This window comes from Streptomyces sp. NPDC006393 (assembly GCF_040628575.1).
In the GTDB taxonomy this organism is placed as follows: domain Bacteria; phylum Actinomycetota; class Actinomycetes; order Streptomycetales; family Streptomycetaceae; genus Streptomyces.
In genome coordinates, this window is sequence record NZ_JBEXZD010000005.1 from 135,844 (window position 1) to 149,524 (window position 13,681).

The 13,681-nt window shown below is 69.0% G+C and carries 15 protein-coding genes and 3 pseudogenes; 11 read left to right on the forward strand and 7 right to left on the reverse strand.

Going from position 1 to position 13,681, the window contains the following annotated elements:
* Positions 1–4: 4 nt before the first annotated feature.
* The 4 genes and pseudogenes from ABZ484_RS04440 to ABZ484_RS04455 form a co-directional block, all read left to right on the forward strand.
* Positions 5–292, forward strand: coding sequence for a hypothetical protein (locus tag ABZ484_RS04440; RefSeq protein ID WP_358864388.1), 288 nt, complete (start codon positions 5–7; stop codon positions 290–292).
* Between the two features lie 463 nt (positions 293–755).
* Entirely contained in the window at positions 756–1,529 is a 774-nt protein-coding gene (locus ABZ484_RS04445; RefSeq protein WP_358864389.1) for a Ku protein, read from the forward strand.
* Positions 1,530–2,580: 1,051 nt separating this feature from the next.
* Positions 2,581–2,655, forward strand: a pseudogene (locus ABZ484_RS04450) (DUF6104 family protein); the annotation flags it as partial.
* A 92-nt stretch (positions 2,656–2,747) separates the two neighbouring features.
* Positions 2,748–3,143: pseudogene (locus tag ABZ484_RS04455) on the forward strand (PadR family transcriptional regulator); the annotation flags it as partial.
* A gap of 278 nt (positions 3,144–3,421) precedes the next feature.
* Here ABZ484_RS04455 and ABZ484_RS04460 read toward each other — a convergent pair.
* Positions 3,422–4,292: pseudogene (locus ABZ484_RS04460) on the reverse strand (IS5 family transposase).
* A 322-nt stretch (positions 4,293–4,614) separates the two neighbouring features.
* Here ABZ484_RS04460 and ABZ484_RS04465 point away from each other — a divergent pair.
* Positions 4,615–5,019, forward strand: a complete 405-nt coding sequence (locus ABZ484_RS04465; RefSeq protein ID WP_358864390.1) for a hypothetical protein — start codon at positions 4,615–4,617, stop codon at positions 5,017–5,019.
* A gap of 5 nt (positions 5,020–5,024) precedes the next feature.
* Here the strand turns inward: ABZ484_RS04465 and ABZ484_RS04470 are convergent.
* Together ABZ484_RS04470 and ABZ484_RS04475 are read right to left on the reverse strand one after the other, a co-directional pair.
* Positions 5,025–5,833 (reverse strand): IS5 family transposase gene (locus ABZ484_RS04470; RefSeq protein ID WP_358864391.1). Its coding sequence is split into 2 segments (ribosomal slippage): positions 5,025–5,491 and positions 5,491–5,833, totalling 810 coding nucleotides; the frame shifts between segments, so codons are not numbered across the junction.
* A gap of 76 nt (positions 5,834–5,909) precedes the next feature.
* The gene (locus tag ABZ484_RS04475) at positions 5,910–6,575 is read right to left on the reverse strand and encodes a TetR/AcrR family transcriptional regulator (RefSeq protein WP_358864392.1); all 666 of its coding nucleotides are present in this window, start codon (positions 6,573–6,575) and stop codon (positions 5,910–5,912) included.
* On the opposite strand from ABZ484_RS04475, the gene ABZ484_RS04480 reads away from it, so the two are divergent.
* The gene (locus ABZ484_RS04480) at positions 6,574–6,987 is read left to right on the forward strand and encodes a VOC family protein (protein WP_358864393.1); all 414 of its coding nucleotides are present in this window, start codon (positions 6,574–6,576) and stop codon (positions 6,985–6,987) included. The genes ABZ484_RS04475 and ABZ484_RS04480 overlap by 2 nt on opposite strands.
* A gap of 35 nt (positions 6,988–7,022) precedes the next feature.
* Here the strand turns inward: ABZ484_RS04480 and ABZ484_RS04485 are convergent, their stop codons facing one another.
* A complete protein-coding gene (locus tag ABZ484_RS04485; RefSeq protein ID WP_358864394.1) occupies positions 7,023–7,955 on the reverse strand; it encodes a LysR family transcriptional regulator in 933 nt (310 codons plus the stop codon).
* A gap of 70 nt (positions 7,956–8,025) precedes the next feature.
* On the opposite strand from ABZ484_RS04485, the gene ABZ484_RS04490 reads away from it, so the two are divergent.
* Both ABZ484_RS04490 and ABZ484_RS04495 read left to right on the forward strand, forming a co-directional pair.
* The gene (locus ABZ484_RS04490; protein WP_358864395.1) at positions 8,026–8,913 is read left to right on the forward strand and encodes an SDR family NAD(P)-dependent oxidoreductase; all 888 of its coding nucleotides are present in this window, start codon (positions 8,026–8,028) and stop codon (positions 8,911–8,913) included.
* Between the two features lie 74 nt (positions 8,914–8,987).
* A complete protein-coding gene (locus tag ABZ484_RS04495) occupies positions 8,988–9,917 on the forward strand; it encodes an SDR family NAD(P)-dependent oxidoreductase (protein WP_358864396.1) in 930 nt (309 codons plus the stop codon).
* 15 nt (positions 9,918–9,932) lie between these two features.
* On the opposite strand, the gene ABZ484_RS04500 is transcribed toward ABZ484_RS04495, so the two are convergent.
* The gene (locus ABZ484_RS04500; RefSeq protein WP_358864397.1) at positions 9,933–10,199 is read right to left on the reverse strand and encodes a hypothetical protein; all 267 of its coding nucleotides are present in this window, start codon (positions 10,197–10,199) and stop codon (positions 9,933–9,935) included.
* Positions 10,200–10,330: 131 nt separating this feature from the next.
* Between ABZ484_RS04500 and ABZ484_RS04505 the strand changes: the two genes are divergently transcribed.
* Positions 10,331–10,960, forward strand: a complete 630-nt coding sequence (locus ABZ484_RS04505; protein WP_358864398.1) for a TetR/AcrR family transcriptional regulator — start codon at positions 10,331–10,333, stop codon at positions 10,958–10,960.
* Positions 10,950–11,333 carry a helix-turn-helix domain-containing protein gene (locus ABZ484_RS04510; RefSeq protein ID WP_358864399.1) on the forward strand — a complete coding sequence of 128 codons (384 nt, stop codon included), beginning with the start codon at positions 10,950–10,952 and terminating at the stop codon, positions 11,331–11,333. Before ABZ484_RS04505 ends, ABZ484_RS04510 begins: the two co-directional genes overlap by 11 nt.
* Positions 11,334–11,351: 18 nt before the next feature.
* On the opposite strand, the gene ABZ484_RS04515 is transcribed toward ABZ484_RS04510, so the two are convergent.
* Positions 11,352–11,861, reverse strand: a complete 510-nt coding sequence (locus ABZ484_RS04515) for a nuclear transport factor 2 family protein (RefSeq protein WP_358864400.1) — start codon at positions 11,859–11,861, stop codon at positions 11,352–11,354.
* Between the two features lie 86 nt (positions 11,862–11,947).
* Positions 11,948–12,574: a TetR/AcrR family transcriptional regulator gene (locus ABZ484_RS04520; protein WP_358864401.1), complete on the reverse strand. Its 627-nt coding sequence runs from the start codon at positions 12,572–12,574 to the stop codon at positions 11,948–11,950.
* 91 nt (positions 12,575–12,665) lie between these two features.
* On the opposite strand from ABZ484_RS04520, the gene ABZ484_RS04525 reads away from it, so the two are divergent.
* On the forward strand, positions 12,666–13,631 hold the full coding sequence (locus tag ABZ484_RS04525; protein WP_358864402.1) for a quinone oxidoreductase: 966 nt from the start codon (positions 12,666–12,668) through the stop codon (positions 13,629–13,631).
* The last annotated feature ends 50 nt before the right edge of the window (positions 13,632–13,681 follow it).

Sequence of the window (13,681 nt, forward strand, 5' to 3'; positions counted from 1 at the left end):
TGGTGTGGATGTTGTGAAGGACGAGGGTTCCGGGGTGGTCTACGCCCAGCTGACGGGCGGCGACTGGCTGGACGGTGCGGGCGGGGTTGACCGCCGGATGGGCGCGTTGTCCCGTCTGCCGAGTCGGCAGCGGCTTTCGCCCGCGGGCTCGGGCCGGGACGTGGTCGGCCGGCGGGGCCGGCTGCGGGTGGTCATGACCCCGGTGGCCGCGCTCACCGTGATCGTCGCGCTGCTGGTTGGGGATGCTCGTCTGAACCCCGGACACCTTCCGTACCAGTCCGCCGCCGTATGACCGGAAGACCGGTACGGAAGATCCGCACTGGGCTGATCAACTCCCACCGGCAACGGATGAACAGCCTGGTCAACGGGCAGTTGGCTCGGATGCGATCAAGGTTTGCTCAGGGAACTCTGGCTCGCCGGGGAGCTGTGGAGGGCCGCCTCCCGGCCGCCCGTTCCTGGAGGCCGCGGGAGGCGACCCTCAGCTCCCGGCCGAACCACGGAACCACGGTGCCACCCGTTCCGTGGGGCCTTCCCTGCCTGATTGCCGGGTTCCCGGGTGAGGGGTGAGTAACACGCCGGCGCCCCGACGATTGCGGCGGTCGTCGCGCGTCTGCTGGGTGAAACCCCAGGCCACCGGCTGGCCATTCGTGGTGATGCTCGGCCATGTGCTGGCCGGTGAGCCCCGGCGCCCCGTCGCTGTAGGGGGTTGCCCGCCGCGGGATGCGTGTCACCTGCCGACGGATGAGGCTGGATGTATGAAGGCCATCTGGTCCGGGGTGATCCAGTTCGGGTTGGTCGCTGTGCCGATCAGGTTGTATGCGGCCACGCAGGAGCATCCCGTGCGTCTGCACGAGATCCATGTCGTCGACGGCAGCCGCGTCGAGCACCGCTGCTTTTGCAGGGCCGAGAACCGGGAGGTCCCCTCGGACCAGGTCGGCAGGGGCTTTGCCCTGGCAGACGGGCGTGTGGTGCCGCTGGGCGAGGAGGATCTCGCACACCTGCCCTTGCTCACAAAGCGGACTGTTGACGTGCTCGGTTTCGTGCCTTTCGAGGACATCGACCCGATCAGTTTCGCCCGGCCGTACTACGCGGGCCCCGGGCCGGGCGCCGACCGCGCGTACGCCCTGCTCGTCGAGGCGCTCGCCCGCACCGGCTACGTCGCCGTGTGTGAGGTCGCCGTGCGCAGCCGCGAGCGCCTGGCGCTGCTCCGCCCCCGCCACGGCATGCTCGTCCTGCAGACCCTCCTGTGGCAGGACGAATTGCGCGACCCCGGAGACCTTGCGCCCTCGACCCCGGTCACGGACCGGGAACTGGAGCTGGCCGAGGTGCTGATCCGGGACCTGGCCGGCATCAATGTTAGGGATGTCCACGACGATTACGCCCACGCCCTCGAACAGCTCGTGGACGCGAAGATCACCGGCGGGCAACTCATTGAGCCCGTGGAGCCCGCCCCCGTGCTGGACCTGATGGCGGCACTGGAGAAGAGTGTCCGTGCTGCCGAGAGGACGCACGGCCGCAGCTCCGCCTGACCCCGGCGCCGGGCAGGTCCACCCGGAGGCAGCGACCCGAGTCGACCGGAACCCGTGCCCGTGTGCGGGCCGCGGTGGCCCGGCCCGCACAGCGGCCCAAACCGTCTCAGGCCCTGACGGTCGCCCTCGCCCTCCTGCTACGGATCATCATCGGCGGCGGGTGCTCTTCTGGCCGCGCACGGCGCAAAGGCTCTGGTCGGCCGGCGATCCCACGTGGCAGGCCGCCAAGCGGGAACAGGGGAGGGAAGACGCCGCGATGAGCAAGGCGCCGAAGGCCGGGCGGAACGTGTGCCCGGACTGTCTGGCCGGGCCGGGCCCGGCCAACGCCTGTGTCGGGCCCCGGCTGGGGGTGCTGGCGCACGTGTTCACGGTTCATGGCACCGAGGGCCCGTCGCCCACGGGGCGGCGGGCCCAGCGGCTATCGCTGGCTCAACCAGGCGATCCAGGTCACGATGGCGCCGCCAGTCGCTGACGCCAGACCGTAGACCAACCCGTGACTGGCCGTGCGACTGAGCGACCGCAGATACCGCCGTCGTCTGGCTTCGATACGCCCGCTCGGGAACGCCGGCCCCGAGGGGGTCTTTGCCCTGTCACCGGGTGGCGGCGTCGACGAGCAGCGGGTGCCGCTCGTATCCTCTGTGAGACCCATGCTTCTTTCTCCCTCTCCTAGTCGGTGGAGTTGCTGGGCTACCCGGCGGTCCCCTGTGAGCGCAGGGGACCGCCGCCCGGGCTTCCTCGCTTGAGACGGCCGTCCGTCCGTGCCGTGGCTATGGTGACGCGTACCGCTCAGCGCTGTAAGGACCCCAGCCTGGGGCGATGAAGAGGAAGGTACCCAGGAACTGGGCGATGGCTGCGGCCCGTTGGCGCACGTGATCTGGGCGGATAGTCGAAGTGGAGCGCATTCGGCGGCCATGGCGGGCCGGAGTTCGAGGCGGCGGTAGCGGCACCTAGTCGGTCTACCGGCAGAGCACCGGTACCTCTCCTGGCCAGCGCTGTCGGACGGACGGCCGGCTGGCCCCAGGAGCGACGTGTCGCGGGTTGTCGCGCGCCCATGTACTTCACGGATCGCCGCAGAGCGGAGCTGGAGAAGCGGCGGGGCGAGGAGCAGGTCACTTTTGAATGGCTCGGAATGCGGGATGCCCATCGCCGAAGTGCCGACCCGCACGAGGTGATCCGCCTCCTCGAAGAGCGCTAGCAGGGGCGTCGCAACGTCCGCCGGAGGAGTTCCAGCGCATCGCCCGGGGTGTCCAGGAGCAGGTGCAGGACCATTTCGCGCGGGGCGACTGGCCGACGGGGGCGCGCGAGGGCCTGACCGAGCTGGCCAAGGAGTTCGGTGACTTCGGCAAGGTCTGGGGCAAGGGACTGGGCAGGGACTTCGACTTCGGCCGTCCGGCGGCCGGCGCCGCGACGGCACCGGCGGAGTACTTGCAGACGCCGGAGAACTTCCCGGCCGAGTACGAACCGTCCTGGGCGCACGAGGACTTCACCGGCGACCCCGCCCGTGACCTGGACCGCATCCTGGACCGCTTCCGGGAGGACATCCACGACGCGGCCCGCGACCACGGCGTGATCACCGACCAGTTCCGCGACACGCGCCGCCATCTGTGGTGGTAGGTGGTGGTCACCACGGCCGATCCGGTGGCGGGTGCGGAGGTGCCACCGGCTGGGACGTGGTTCGACCCGCCACCGCCGCCACCGGGCCCGAACGTGTCAGGGTTGACGATGACGTCGCAGCCGCCGCCTCCGCCCGCTGCCTCCTCGTTTCTCGCCGTCTGATCGTCCGGCGGTCGTTTGAGAGTCCTACGCCGCCCGGCTCATGGTGACCGTGTCACGCAGGGGAGATACGCGCCGCCAGTGGGGCGATCCCTTAGAGGTCGTTTTCTCCCGATGTTTCATCCCGGAATGAGTGTTTGATCCTTAGGTGTCGGGTCGCGCCAGGAGATGGTGGCCTCGCCGGTGAGGCGGCGGGCCATCAGATCGGTCATGGCGAGGTGGATCATGGCTTCGGAGCGGGCGGGCAGGGTCTCGTAGTCGCGGACCAGACGGCGGTGGAACATCAGCCAGCCGTACGTGCGCTCCACGGTCCAGCGCTTGGGCAGCGGGGGTGAATCCCCTGGTTCCCCGGGTGCGTTGGACGATTTCCATGTCGATACCGAGGCCAGCTGCGTGCTCGATGAGGTGTTGGCGGTAGCCGCCGTCGACCCAGACCTTGCGGATGGTGGGATGGGCCGCGGCGACCTGGTCCACCAGGTGGGTGCCGGCTGCCGAGTCCTGCACGCTCGCGGCCGTGACCAGCACCACGAGGAGCAGTCCGAGGGTGTCGGTGACGATGCTCCGCTTGCGGCCCACGATCTTTTTCGCAGCGTCGGTGCCCTGTCCGGCGGCCGGAACGCTGGTGGAAGTCTTCACGCTCTGGGCGTCGATGACGCACGCGGACGGCTCTGCACGCTTGCCCTCCTGCTGCCGTAACAGCCTGCGCAGTACGCCGGTGAGCTGGGCGAACACGCCGTCCTTCTGCCACTTGGCGAAGTAGCCGTAGCAGGTCTCCCAGGGTGGGAAGTCGTGCGGCAGGTAGCGCCACTGCACCCCGGTGCGGTCCACGTACAGGATCGCGTTCATGATCTCTCGCAGATCGTGCTCGGGCGGGCGTCCGATGTTCAGCGCATGCCGGCGCCGCTCGGCCCGCCAGGCACTGAGCACCGGCTCGATCAATGCCCAGCGGGCATCGGACAGGTCACTGGGATACGCACGACGTTCGGTCATGACCTGGACATACCGCCAGGAGTGAGCGTGCGCCCAGGCGTGCACCACAGGTGACGGGAGCACGGGCTACGCGACCGGCGTCTTGGGATGAGACAGGCGCAAGCCATGCCCCGTCCCAGCCGTCACCTCATGCGACGCATCCACCACTTCAACTTCACCAGGCTCGCCGGGACGACGACTCTTCACCGAAAAGCCCTGGACAGAAGGCATGTCACAGGTGAAAACGACCTCTTACTGATCGTTTCAGAATGCCGTCCTGCGGAGACGCTGGCGGCCCATGGAACAATCCCTTCAGCTACGGGCTCTGGGGGGATGACGCCGTATGGAACGGGTTGGTGCTGCACGGGAGCTCTTGCTTGGTTACGTCCACGCCCTGAACGCGGTTGACGAGGCCATGAGGGCGGCGATCCCCTCGCTTGAGCGACTCGCAGATGTACTCGGCCTGGTCCGTTCGCGCCGGATCATCAGCCGGAGTGGGCGCGTCGGCACCTACTCCTACACGGTTCATGGCGCAGGGTGCCGTTTCGTGTGCGACAACGGCGCCGAGGTCGATGTGGACTTCGCAGCCGACGGGAGTGAAGTCTTCGACCTCTGGCGGCTGCGCTGGTATGGGCTGAGCCTGCCGGAGCCTCTTGACGTCACGGATGAGGACCTGCGAGCCGCGGTACGGTCCCTGCAACCGCTTCTGACCGAGGTGCGGCCGGGGTGGTTCAGCGTAGCCAGCTGATCGCTTCAGGATGAGGTGCGCAGGCGGCGCAGGCATATGAGGCTGCAGGCCAGCTCGAGCAGGCCCTGGTGGAGATCGGCGCGTCGCTCGTAACGGGTGCGGAGCCGTTTGAACTGGTGCAGCCAGGCGAAGGTGCGCTCGACCACCCAGCGCGCCTTGCCCAGTCCGGAGCCGTGAGCGACCCCGCGTCTCGCGATCAACGGCTTGATGCCCCGCTTCCGCAGCAGGCGGCGGTACTTCTCGAAGTCGTAGCCTCGGTCGGCATACAGGCGTCGGGGCTTGCAGCGGGGACGTCCCCGCAGACCCCGGATCCGCGGGACGGCGTCGAGTAGTGGCAGGAGCTGGGTGACGTCGTGCCGGTTGCCGCCGGTGAGGGTGACGGCGAGTGGGGTTCCGTGTCGGTCGACGATCAAGTGGTGCTTGGAGCCGGCACGGGCGCGGTCGACGGGTGAGGGGCCGACGTGATCCCCTTTTTGAGAGCACGGACGTGCGACCCATCCACGGAGCAGTCGTCCAGGTCCAACGAGCCCGCCCGGCGCAGTTCGGTCAGCAGGGCGGCGTGCAGGCGTGGCCAGACGCCGGCCTCGGTCCAGTCCCGCAGTCGGCGCCAGGCCGTCACTCCGGAACAGCCCACTGTCTCCGCTGGGACATCGCGCCACGCGACACCGGTCCGCAGCACGTACATGACGCCGGCGAGAGCCACCCGGTCGGGAGCACGTAACCGCCCGGGATACCGTCGGCGCCGTTCGGGAGCGGGCGGCAGCAGCGGAGCCACCCGCTCCCACAGGTCGTCAGGAACAAGATCAGCACGCACCCGGAGACCCTGCCGTCCAAGATCACTGAGCGCAAGACCTGCGACTCAACTCATTCTGAAACGATCAGTTAGGCGATCACGAGCTGACGTCCTGTCTCGCGATTGCCCGCGCCGTGCGGGCGGCTTTCTCCTCGGTCGCCGAGAGGGCGGCGTTTCCCACACCGAACAGGCCCTGCCGCAGGAAGACTGCCAGGCCGTGGGCGGCAGCGGCGATCCTGAGCAGCAGGTCGAACGCGGCGTCCGGGTCTGACATGAACTGTCGGGCCACAGGCAGTAGGAGGCGGGCCACCTCGTCGCCTGCCGCGGCCAGTTCGGCGTACCTGGACTTGTCGAGGCCGGCATTGAAGGTCGCATCGAACAGAGCGGGTTCCTCGGCGGCGAATCTGACATATGACGCCGCGAAGGACGCCAGTTGTTCGACGGGGTCCTCGATGCCCTTCACGGCCGCGGCGAAGCGATGGCGTTGTTCGCGGTAGCCCTGTGTGGCGAGTTCAGCCAGCAGCGCGTCCCGGTCGGCGAAGTGCTTGTACGGCGCCGCGACACTCACTCCGGCCCGGCGGCTCGCCTCGGCCAGGGTGAAGCCGTGCGGACCTCGCTCGCCGACCAGCTCCAAGGATGCCCGCAGGAGGGAGTTGCGCAGGTCGCCGTGATGGTGGCCGACGGGACGTCTAACTGGAGGGGCCATGCCCGATAGGTTAACATCGCTTACCAGGTAAACGACATTAACCATGGGGGTTGTCATGTCCGTTGCTCGCATTCACCACGTCAGCCTCTCGGTCGCGAACCTTGCCGCGCAGGAGGCCTGGTACGCCGACGCGTTCGGGCTCACGCAGGTGGAAGAGCGCCTGGAGCTACCTGAAGCGGGAGTCCGTACCGTCGTTCTGAGTGATGCGGCGGGCCTGCGGGTGGAGTTCGTCGAACGGTCCGGCTCGCGTCCCGTCTCGCACACCGATGCTTTTGCCGCCACCGCCGTGCAGACCTTCACTCACCTGGCACTTCAAGTCCCGGATCTCGACGACGCGTTCGCCCGCCTGACGCAGGACTTCGGGGCTGCTGCGGTCTCCCAGCCCGCGCCCGGCGCCAGTGAAGGCATGCGCTACGCGTACGTCGCCGACCCGGAGGGCAATCTCCTGGAGCTGATCGAGACGTCCTGAGTGGTGCGGGTCGGGCCGGCGCAGCACGGCACTACTCAGGCAGTGGGATGGGACGTGTGAGCCTCGAGTGCCGTCGCGCGAAGGACGGCGACCATCCGTATGACGGCCGGCGTTGGCGGGTCAGGCAGGCGGGCCAGGAGTAGGCGCCGCTGTTCTTGCGGGCCGCCGCGGACGGGGAGGACCCGCACGCCGGGGGGTACTGCAGAGACAAGCGAGGCGGGGAGGGTGGTCAGTCCGCACCCTGCGGCGACGAGGTGGAGTTTGGCCAGCCAGTCGCGGACGGTGTGGGCGATCTCGGGGCGCTCGTCCAGGCCCGGCCACACGCCCATCAGGCGGTCCTCTCCTGAGGAGGACCCGGCGATCCAGCGCTGTCCCCGCAGGTCGGTCACGTCTACGTAGGTGCCGCGGGCAAGGGGGTGCGTGGCGGGCACCGCGAGACGCAGCGGGCGTTCGGTGAGTGTCTGCAGTGCCAGTGGGGGCGACTCGGTGTCCGGCGCGCGGAACGGTGGCGCCGAGGCGAGCAGGGCCAGGTCCAGGCTGCCCGCCCGTAGCGCGCGGACCAGGGCCGGAGTGCCGCCCTCGCGGCCGACGACCTCCAGTCCGGGATCGCTTTCACGCAGTGTGGCAAGGGCTCGGGGTACCAGCACGGCACCCGCGCTGGGCACCCACCCCAGCCGGACCGTCCCGGTCTGCTCCGGCAGGCCCGACAGTTCCCTGGCGGTCGCGGCGATCTCGTCGAGCACGACCGTCGCGCGGCGCATGACGACGCGACCGGCGGGCGTGAGCCGGGCCCCGTCGCGCCGCCGCTCCAGCAGCTCCGCGCCTGCCGCGCGCTCGATCGCGGCGATCTGCCGGGAGACCGCGGACTGGGTGTAGCCGAGCGATGCCGCGGCCGCGGTGAAGGTTCCCTGTTCGGCCACAGCCCGCAGCACGCGCAACGCAGTCAGTGACACATCAGTAAAGTCCATGATGTTTACGCATGCTAGCTGTTCCAAACTTTCGTTGGACTCATGGATGACGGGTTCCTAGCGTGAATGCATGACCACTTCACGCATCGCCCTCGTCACGGGCGCCAACCAGGGGCTCGGCCGGGCCTTCGTAGAGGGGCTGGCGGCCCGCATGGATCCGCAGGACCTGGTCCTGCTCACCGGTCGCAGTCAGCAGCGTGTGGCGGACGCCGCCCGGGACGTCGCCCAGCTGCCCGCCACCCGTGCCCGGGTCGAGGGCCGGGTCCTGGATGTTACGGACACCGACGCCATCGCCCGTCTCGCCGAGGACCTGCGGGTCCGCCACGGAGGGGTGGACGTCGTCATCTCCAACGCGGTCGCCCGATTGCTCCCCGAGGAGTCGCAGTCCGAGCGGGCCGATGAGTTCATCGATGTCTCCAACACCGCCACGCACGCGATGCTGCGCTCCTTCGGCCCGGTGCTGCGTCCCGGTGGGCGCCTGCTCGTCGTGGCCAGCAGCCTGGGGACGCTGGGCCACCTCGACGGCCGTCTGCACCACTTGTTCGACGGCGCGGGCCTGGACCAGGTCGAGTACGCCGTGGAGTCGTGGCGCAGCGCCATCCACCACAAGACCGCGCAGGAGGCCGGCTGGCCGCTGTGGCTGAACGTGCCCTCGAAGGTGGCGCAGGTCGCAGCTGTGCGCGCCGTCGCCGCCGAACGCCGCGCCCGGGACCTGGCAGACGGCACGCTCATCGCCGCTGTCTGCCCCGGCATGGTCGACACGGCGACCTCGCGCCCATGGTTCAGCGACTACAGCCAGGCCCAGTCGCCCACCCGGGCCGCTGAGGCCGTCCTCGATCTGGTCTTCGCCGAGCATGTCGACCCGGAGCTCTACGGCGAGCTGGTGCGCTTCGGCAAGGTCCTGCCCTGGCACGACGGCACGCCTCCGGTGGAGCAGGACGCGATGCTCGTGCCCTGACCGCACCGGCTTCCGCCCGCCCGCAGCACCCCCGGCCGCTTCACCATCCAGCCTTTTCAGCAAGGAGCCCCCTCATGAGTGCCCTCACCACCCCGTTCGGCTTCGCCAGCACCGCCGGCGAGGTCGTGTCAGGTATCGATCTCTCCGGCCGCCGCGCGGTCGTCACCGGCGCCTCCTCCGGCATTGGGGCGGAGACGGCCCACGCCCTGGCGGCCACCGGCGCGGCCGTCACCCTCGCCGTGCGGGACGTGGCGGCGGGCGAACGCGTCGCCAAGGACATCACCGGATCGACCGGCAACCAGGACGTGCGGGCCATGCACCTCGACCTGGCTGACCCCGCGTCCATCACAGCCTTCACCACCGCCTGGCAGGGCCCGCTGCACGTCCTGGTGAACAACGCGGGCGTCATGGCCTGCCCCGAGCAGTACACCGAGCAGGGCTGGGAATGGCAGTTCGCCACCAACCACCTCGGCCATTTCGCCCTCGCCAACGGACTGCACAGCGCGCTGGCCGCCGACGGCAACGCCCGCATCATCGTGGTGAGTTCCACCGGCCACCAGCAGTCACCGGTCGTGTGGGACGACGTCAACTTCGCCTTCCGCCCCTACGACCCGTGGCTCGCCTACGGACAGTCCAAGACGGCCAACGTCTTGTTCGCGGTGGAGGCGACCCGACGCTGGGCCGACGACAACATCACAGCCAACGCCCTGATGCCGGGCGCCATCTACACGAACCTGCAGCGGCACACCGGCGGCCGGGGCAGCGGCCGCGTCCCCGCCGAGCTGATCAAGACCGTGGAACAGGGCGCCGCCACATCAGCGCTCCTGGCCACCTCGCCGCTGCTCGAAGGCATCGGCGGCCGCTACTTCGTCGACTGCAACGAGACCGAGATCGTAGACCGACGCTCCGGCACCCTGCACGGCGTCGCCCGCTACGCCGTCGACCCGGTGGGCGCGCGGCGCCTGTGGGACCTGTCGCAGGACCTGGTCGCCAGCGCAGCGTGATCGAGGTATCGCCCGTTAGACCAGTTGCACCTGCCGGTCCAGGACCGCCGAATGGATGCCGGTGGACGCCTCCCGCATAATGGCCCCGCGCAGTTCGTGGGCCCGCTGGTACTCCGGTGTCGCGAGCGCCTCGCGCATCGCCGACTGCGAGTCGAAGCTGATCCGCACGATCGCATCGATGGGTTCTTCCGCGCCGTCGCTCACCGTGTCGGTGAGGTAGTACTGCACGTACTCCCTCACCTGGGGCAGAGCCGCGTAGGTCGGTCCGTATTCGTGCTCCATGAAGCGGCGGAAGTCCGCCGTGGAGACCTCGGGCCCTTGCGGATCACTGTCATGAGCGTGAGCATCGCTGCATACACCTTCCTGAACACCTGTTCATTGAAGCCTACAATGAACAGGTGTTCAATGGAGTGGTGAGCAGATCCCGAGAAGGAGCCAACGCCAGAGATCGCCGCGACCTGCGCGGCGATCTCGTCGCCGCCGCGGTGGAGATGCTGGCGCAGCCGCAGCCCGTCGCCGTGCCGTCCCTGCGCTCGATCGCGCGGGCCTGCCAGGTCGCCCCGTCCGCGGTCTACTGGCACTTCCCCTCGGAGGCAGACCTGCGCTCGGCCGTACTCGACGCCGAGTACACCTCCTTGATCAGCACGGTCGAAGCTGCGCTGGACAGAGCACCCGACGACACCGACCGGCTGGTCGTCGCAGGCGACGCCTACATCACCTGGGCGCTGGAGCGCCCCGGTGCCTATCAGCTGCTCTTCGAAAGCGACGACGAGCTTCCGGCCACCCGCGCCGAACACGGGCCTCGCCTGCAGCAGCGCATCGTGGAGCTCGCCCGTCGCGTCGACCCGCAGGCCCCCTTCGCCGCGGCGCTCATGCTCTGGTCGGCCTGGCACGGTGTCGTCTCCCTGCGCCTGCACAAGACTGAGTGGGACTGGGGCATGACACCCCACGAGGCCAACCGACGCCTGGTGGCCGCCCTGACGACTCGCCACTCCTCACAGGAATCCTCCGCCGAGAACGGTTCCCAGCGCCATGACCCCTGACTCCCGCCCCGCCGATTCGCCGGCCTCGGCGTGCTCCATCAGCCGTGTCGAGCACACCCTGGGGATCCTGCGCGGCCGATGGAAACTGCTGATCATCCATCACCTCCTGGTCCGCCGACCGCGCCGCTTCTCCGACCTTGAGCGGGCCATCCCGGAGGTGACGCAGAAGATGCTCGTCCAGCAGCTGCGCGCGCTGGAGAGCGACGGCGTCGTGCGCCGCATCGTCTACGACGAGGTGCCGCCTCATGTGGAGTACGAACTGACGTCGGCCGGCGCGGAGTTGGCGACGGCGCTCTACGCCCTGCACGACTGGGCGGCGCAGTCGCGAAGTGCCGCCCCTTCCCGCACAGGCGAGGGCAGGCCTTCCGGCTAGGGGAGCTGATGTGTCCCGTCACGCCGTGGGGAAGGTGTCCATCCAGATGATCTCCAAGGTGCGGTGCATGATGCGCCATCCCTCCGGACGCCGCGCCAGCCGGTCGACGAAGAAGCCCGTCTGGATGAGGTTCCAGCCCTGGCCGTCGGTGTCGCCCTTGTGAGTGTGAAGGTGCTGGGTACGGGCAACCGCGCGGTCGCCATCGATGTCGACAGTGGAAAACCCCTGGAAATGCTGCCACTTGAGCAGCCCGCTCATCGATCCGTCGGGTGCGCGCATCACCTCGACGAGGTCCCTGTAGGGGATGTCCTTCAGCTGCGGGCCGCCGGCCGCCGAGTAGTCGACGCGGGCCTCGGGTGCGAACACCGAGTCCCACTGCTCCAGGACGTCGTTGTCGCCGTCTTCGTGCAGGTCCTGACCGAGGCCGTAGCGCACTATCAGGTCTTGGATCTCAAGGCGGTTCTCCAGGTGCTGAAGGCGCTGCTCAAGAGAGTGTCCGGCGTTCTGCCGGGTTGCGTTGTACGTCATGAACGCACCGTACGGCGGCATGACTTGTCACTGGAAGTACTGACAAAAAAGTGCGTATAGGTATGAGAGACCTCTCACGCGCCGGGTCACCGCCCATCCGGAGCACCGGCCCGCAACAGGGACAGCGTCGTGTCGAGAGCCGCTTCGAGGTGTGCGATGCCTCCGGTAGCCATCAGGATGGTCACCCCGCCCTGTACCGCTGCGACGAGTGCGGCCGCCGTCCGGTCGGCGTCCAGCCGGCGGTCGATCTCGCCGGCCTCCTGCATGGCCAGGACGCCTTCACGCAGGGCCGCCTGCCACGTGCTGATCAACTGGCTTGTCAGCTGCTGCGCGGCCGGAGTGGTGCGGCCCAGTTCGGTGATCAGCACCCCCAGCGGGCAGTTGACACCCTGCTGCTCATAACGCCACAGCACCGCGTCGCGCCAGTCCCGCCAGGCAGACCATGTGCGCAAGTCGGAGAGGTGGGGCTCCTGGTCCTCCAGGACGCGGTCTGCCTCGCGGGCGGCCACCGCAAGGAGCAGCTCCTCCTTCCCACCGGGGAAGTAGTGGAAGATCTGGCTCTTGCTGGTCGCGGTGCGGGCGCGGATGTCGTCGAGGGTTGTGCCGGCGGCACCCCGCTCACGGATCTCCTCGGCCGCGCCCTCGACGATGCGCCGCCGGGTCTCCCTGCCCTTGCGGGTCAATCGCTCCGCTCCGTCTGCGCCGATGGTCACGGGCGCCTCCCGAGGCTCCAGGATTGGACTTGCTGGTCCATTTTATGCGAGGGACAGTGGACGGCATCCGAAAGAAGGAAGGGTGCCCGACATGCGCGCCATCGTTGTGGAAGAACTCGGCGGACCCGAGCAGTTGCACTTCTCCGACCTCCCCACCCCCGAACCAGGGCCGGGCGAGATCCGCGTGGACATCACCGCGGCCGGGGTGAACTTCATGGACACCGGGGCCCGCCGACTCGGCGCGGCCACCGGTGAACTCCCTTTCGTGCCCGGGGTGGAGGGCGCCGGCCGCGTCAGCGCGCTGGGCCCGGACGTGAACGAGTTCGCCGTCGGTGATCGGGTCGCCTGGGTGTACGCCTACGGTTCCTACGCCGAGCAGATCGTGCTGCCCGCGGCCGACGCCGTGCCGGTGCCCGACGACATCCCCGACGACGTGGCCGCCAGCCTGATGATGCAGGGCATCACCGCTCACCACTTCGTCACCGATGCCGCCGACATCCAGCCCGGCCAGACCGCCGTGGTGCACGCGGCGGCAGGCGGGCTCGGGCAGAAACTGACCCAGCTCATCAAAGCCCGCGGCGGCACCGTCATCGGCATCGTGTCCGGCGCGCAGAAGGCCGACATAGCCCGCCGGGCCGGCGCCGACCACATAGTGCTGTCCACCGGCGCCGCGTTCGTGGAGGCGGTGCTGGACCTGACCGGCGGCGAGGGCGTTCATGTCGTCTTCGACGGCGGCGGTGAAACCACCTTCCGCGCGTCCATGAGCGTGCTCCGGCCGCACGGACTGCTGCTGTACTACGGGGCCGTCCTAGGCGCGGCCCCGGTGGTCAACCTGCGGGAGCTGCCCCGCAGCATCAAGATCTCCTATCCGGTCTTCCGGGACCACATCCCCACCCGCGAGGCACTCCTGCGTCACAGCGCCGACCTCTTCGACCTGGTGCGGAACAAGAACCTCGACCCTGGAATCGGCCATCGCTACCCACTCGACGCCGCGGCCCAAGCCCATCGCGACATCGAGTCCCGTGCCACCACCGGCAAACTCCTGCTGCTTCCCTGAACCAGGCACGAACGGATGACGGCGCTCCAGGTCCGCCAGGATCCGAAACG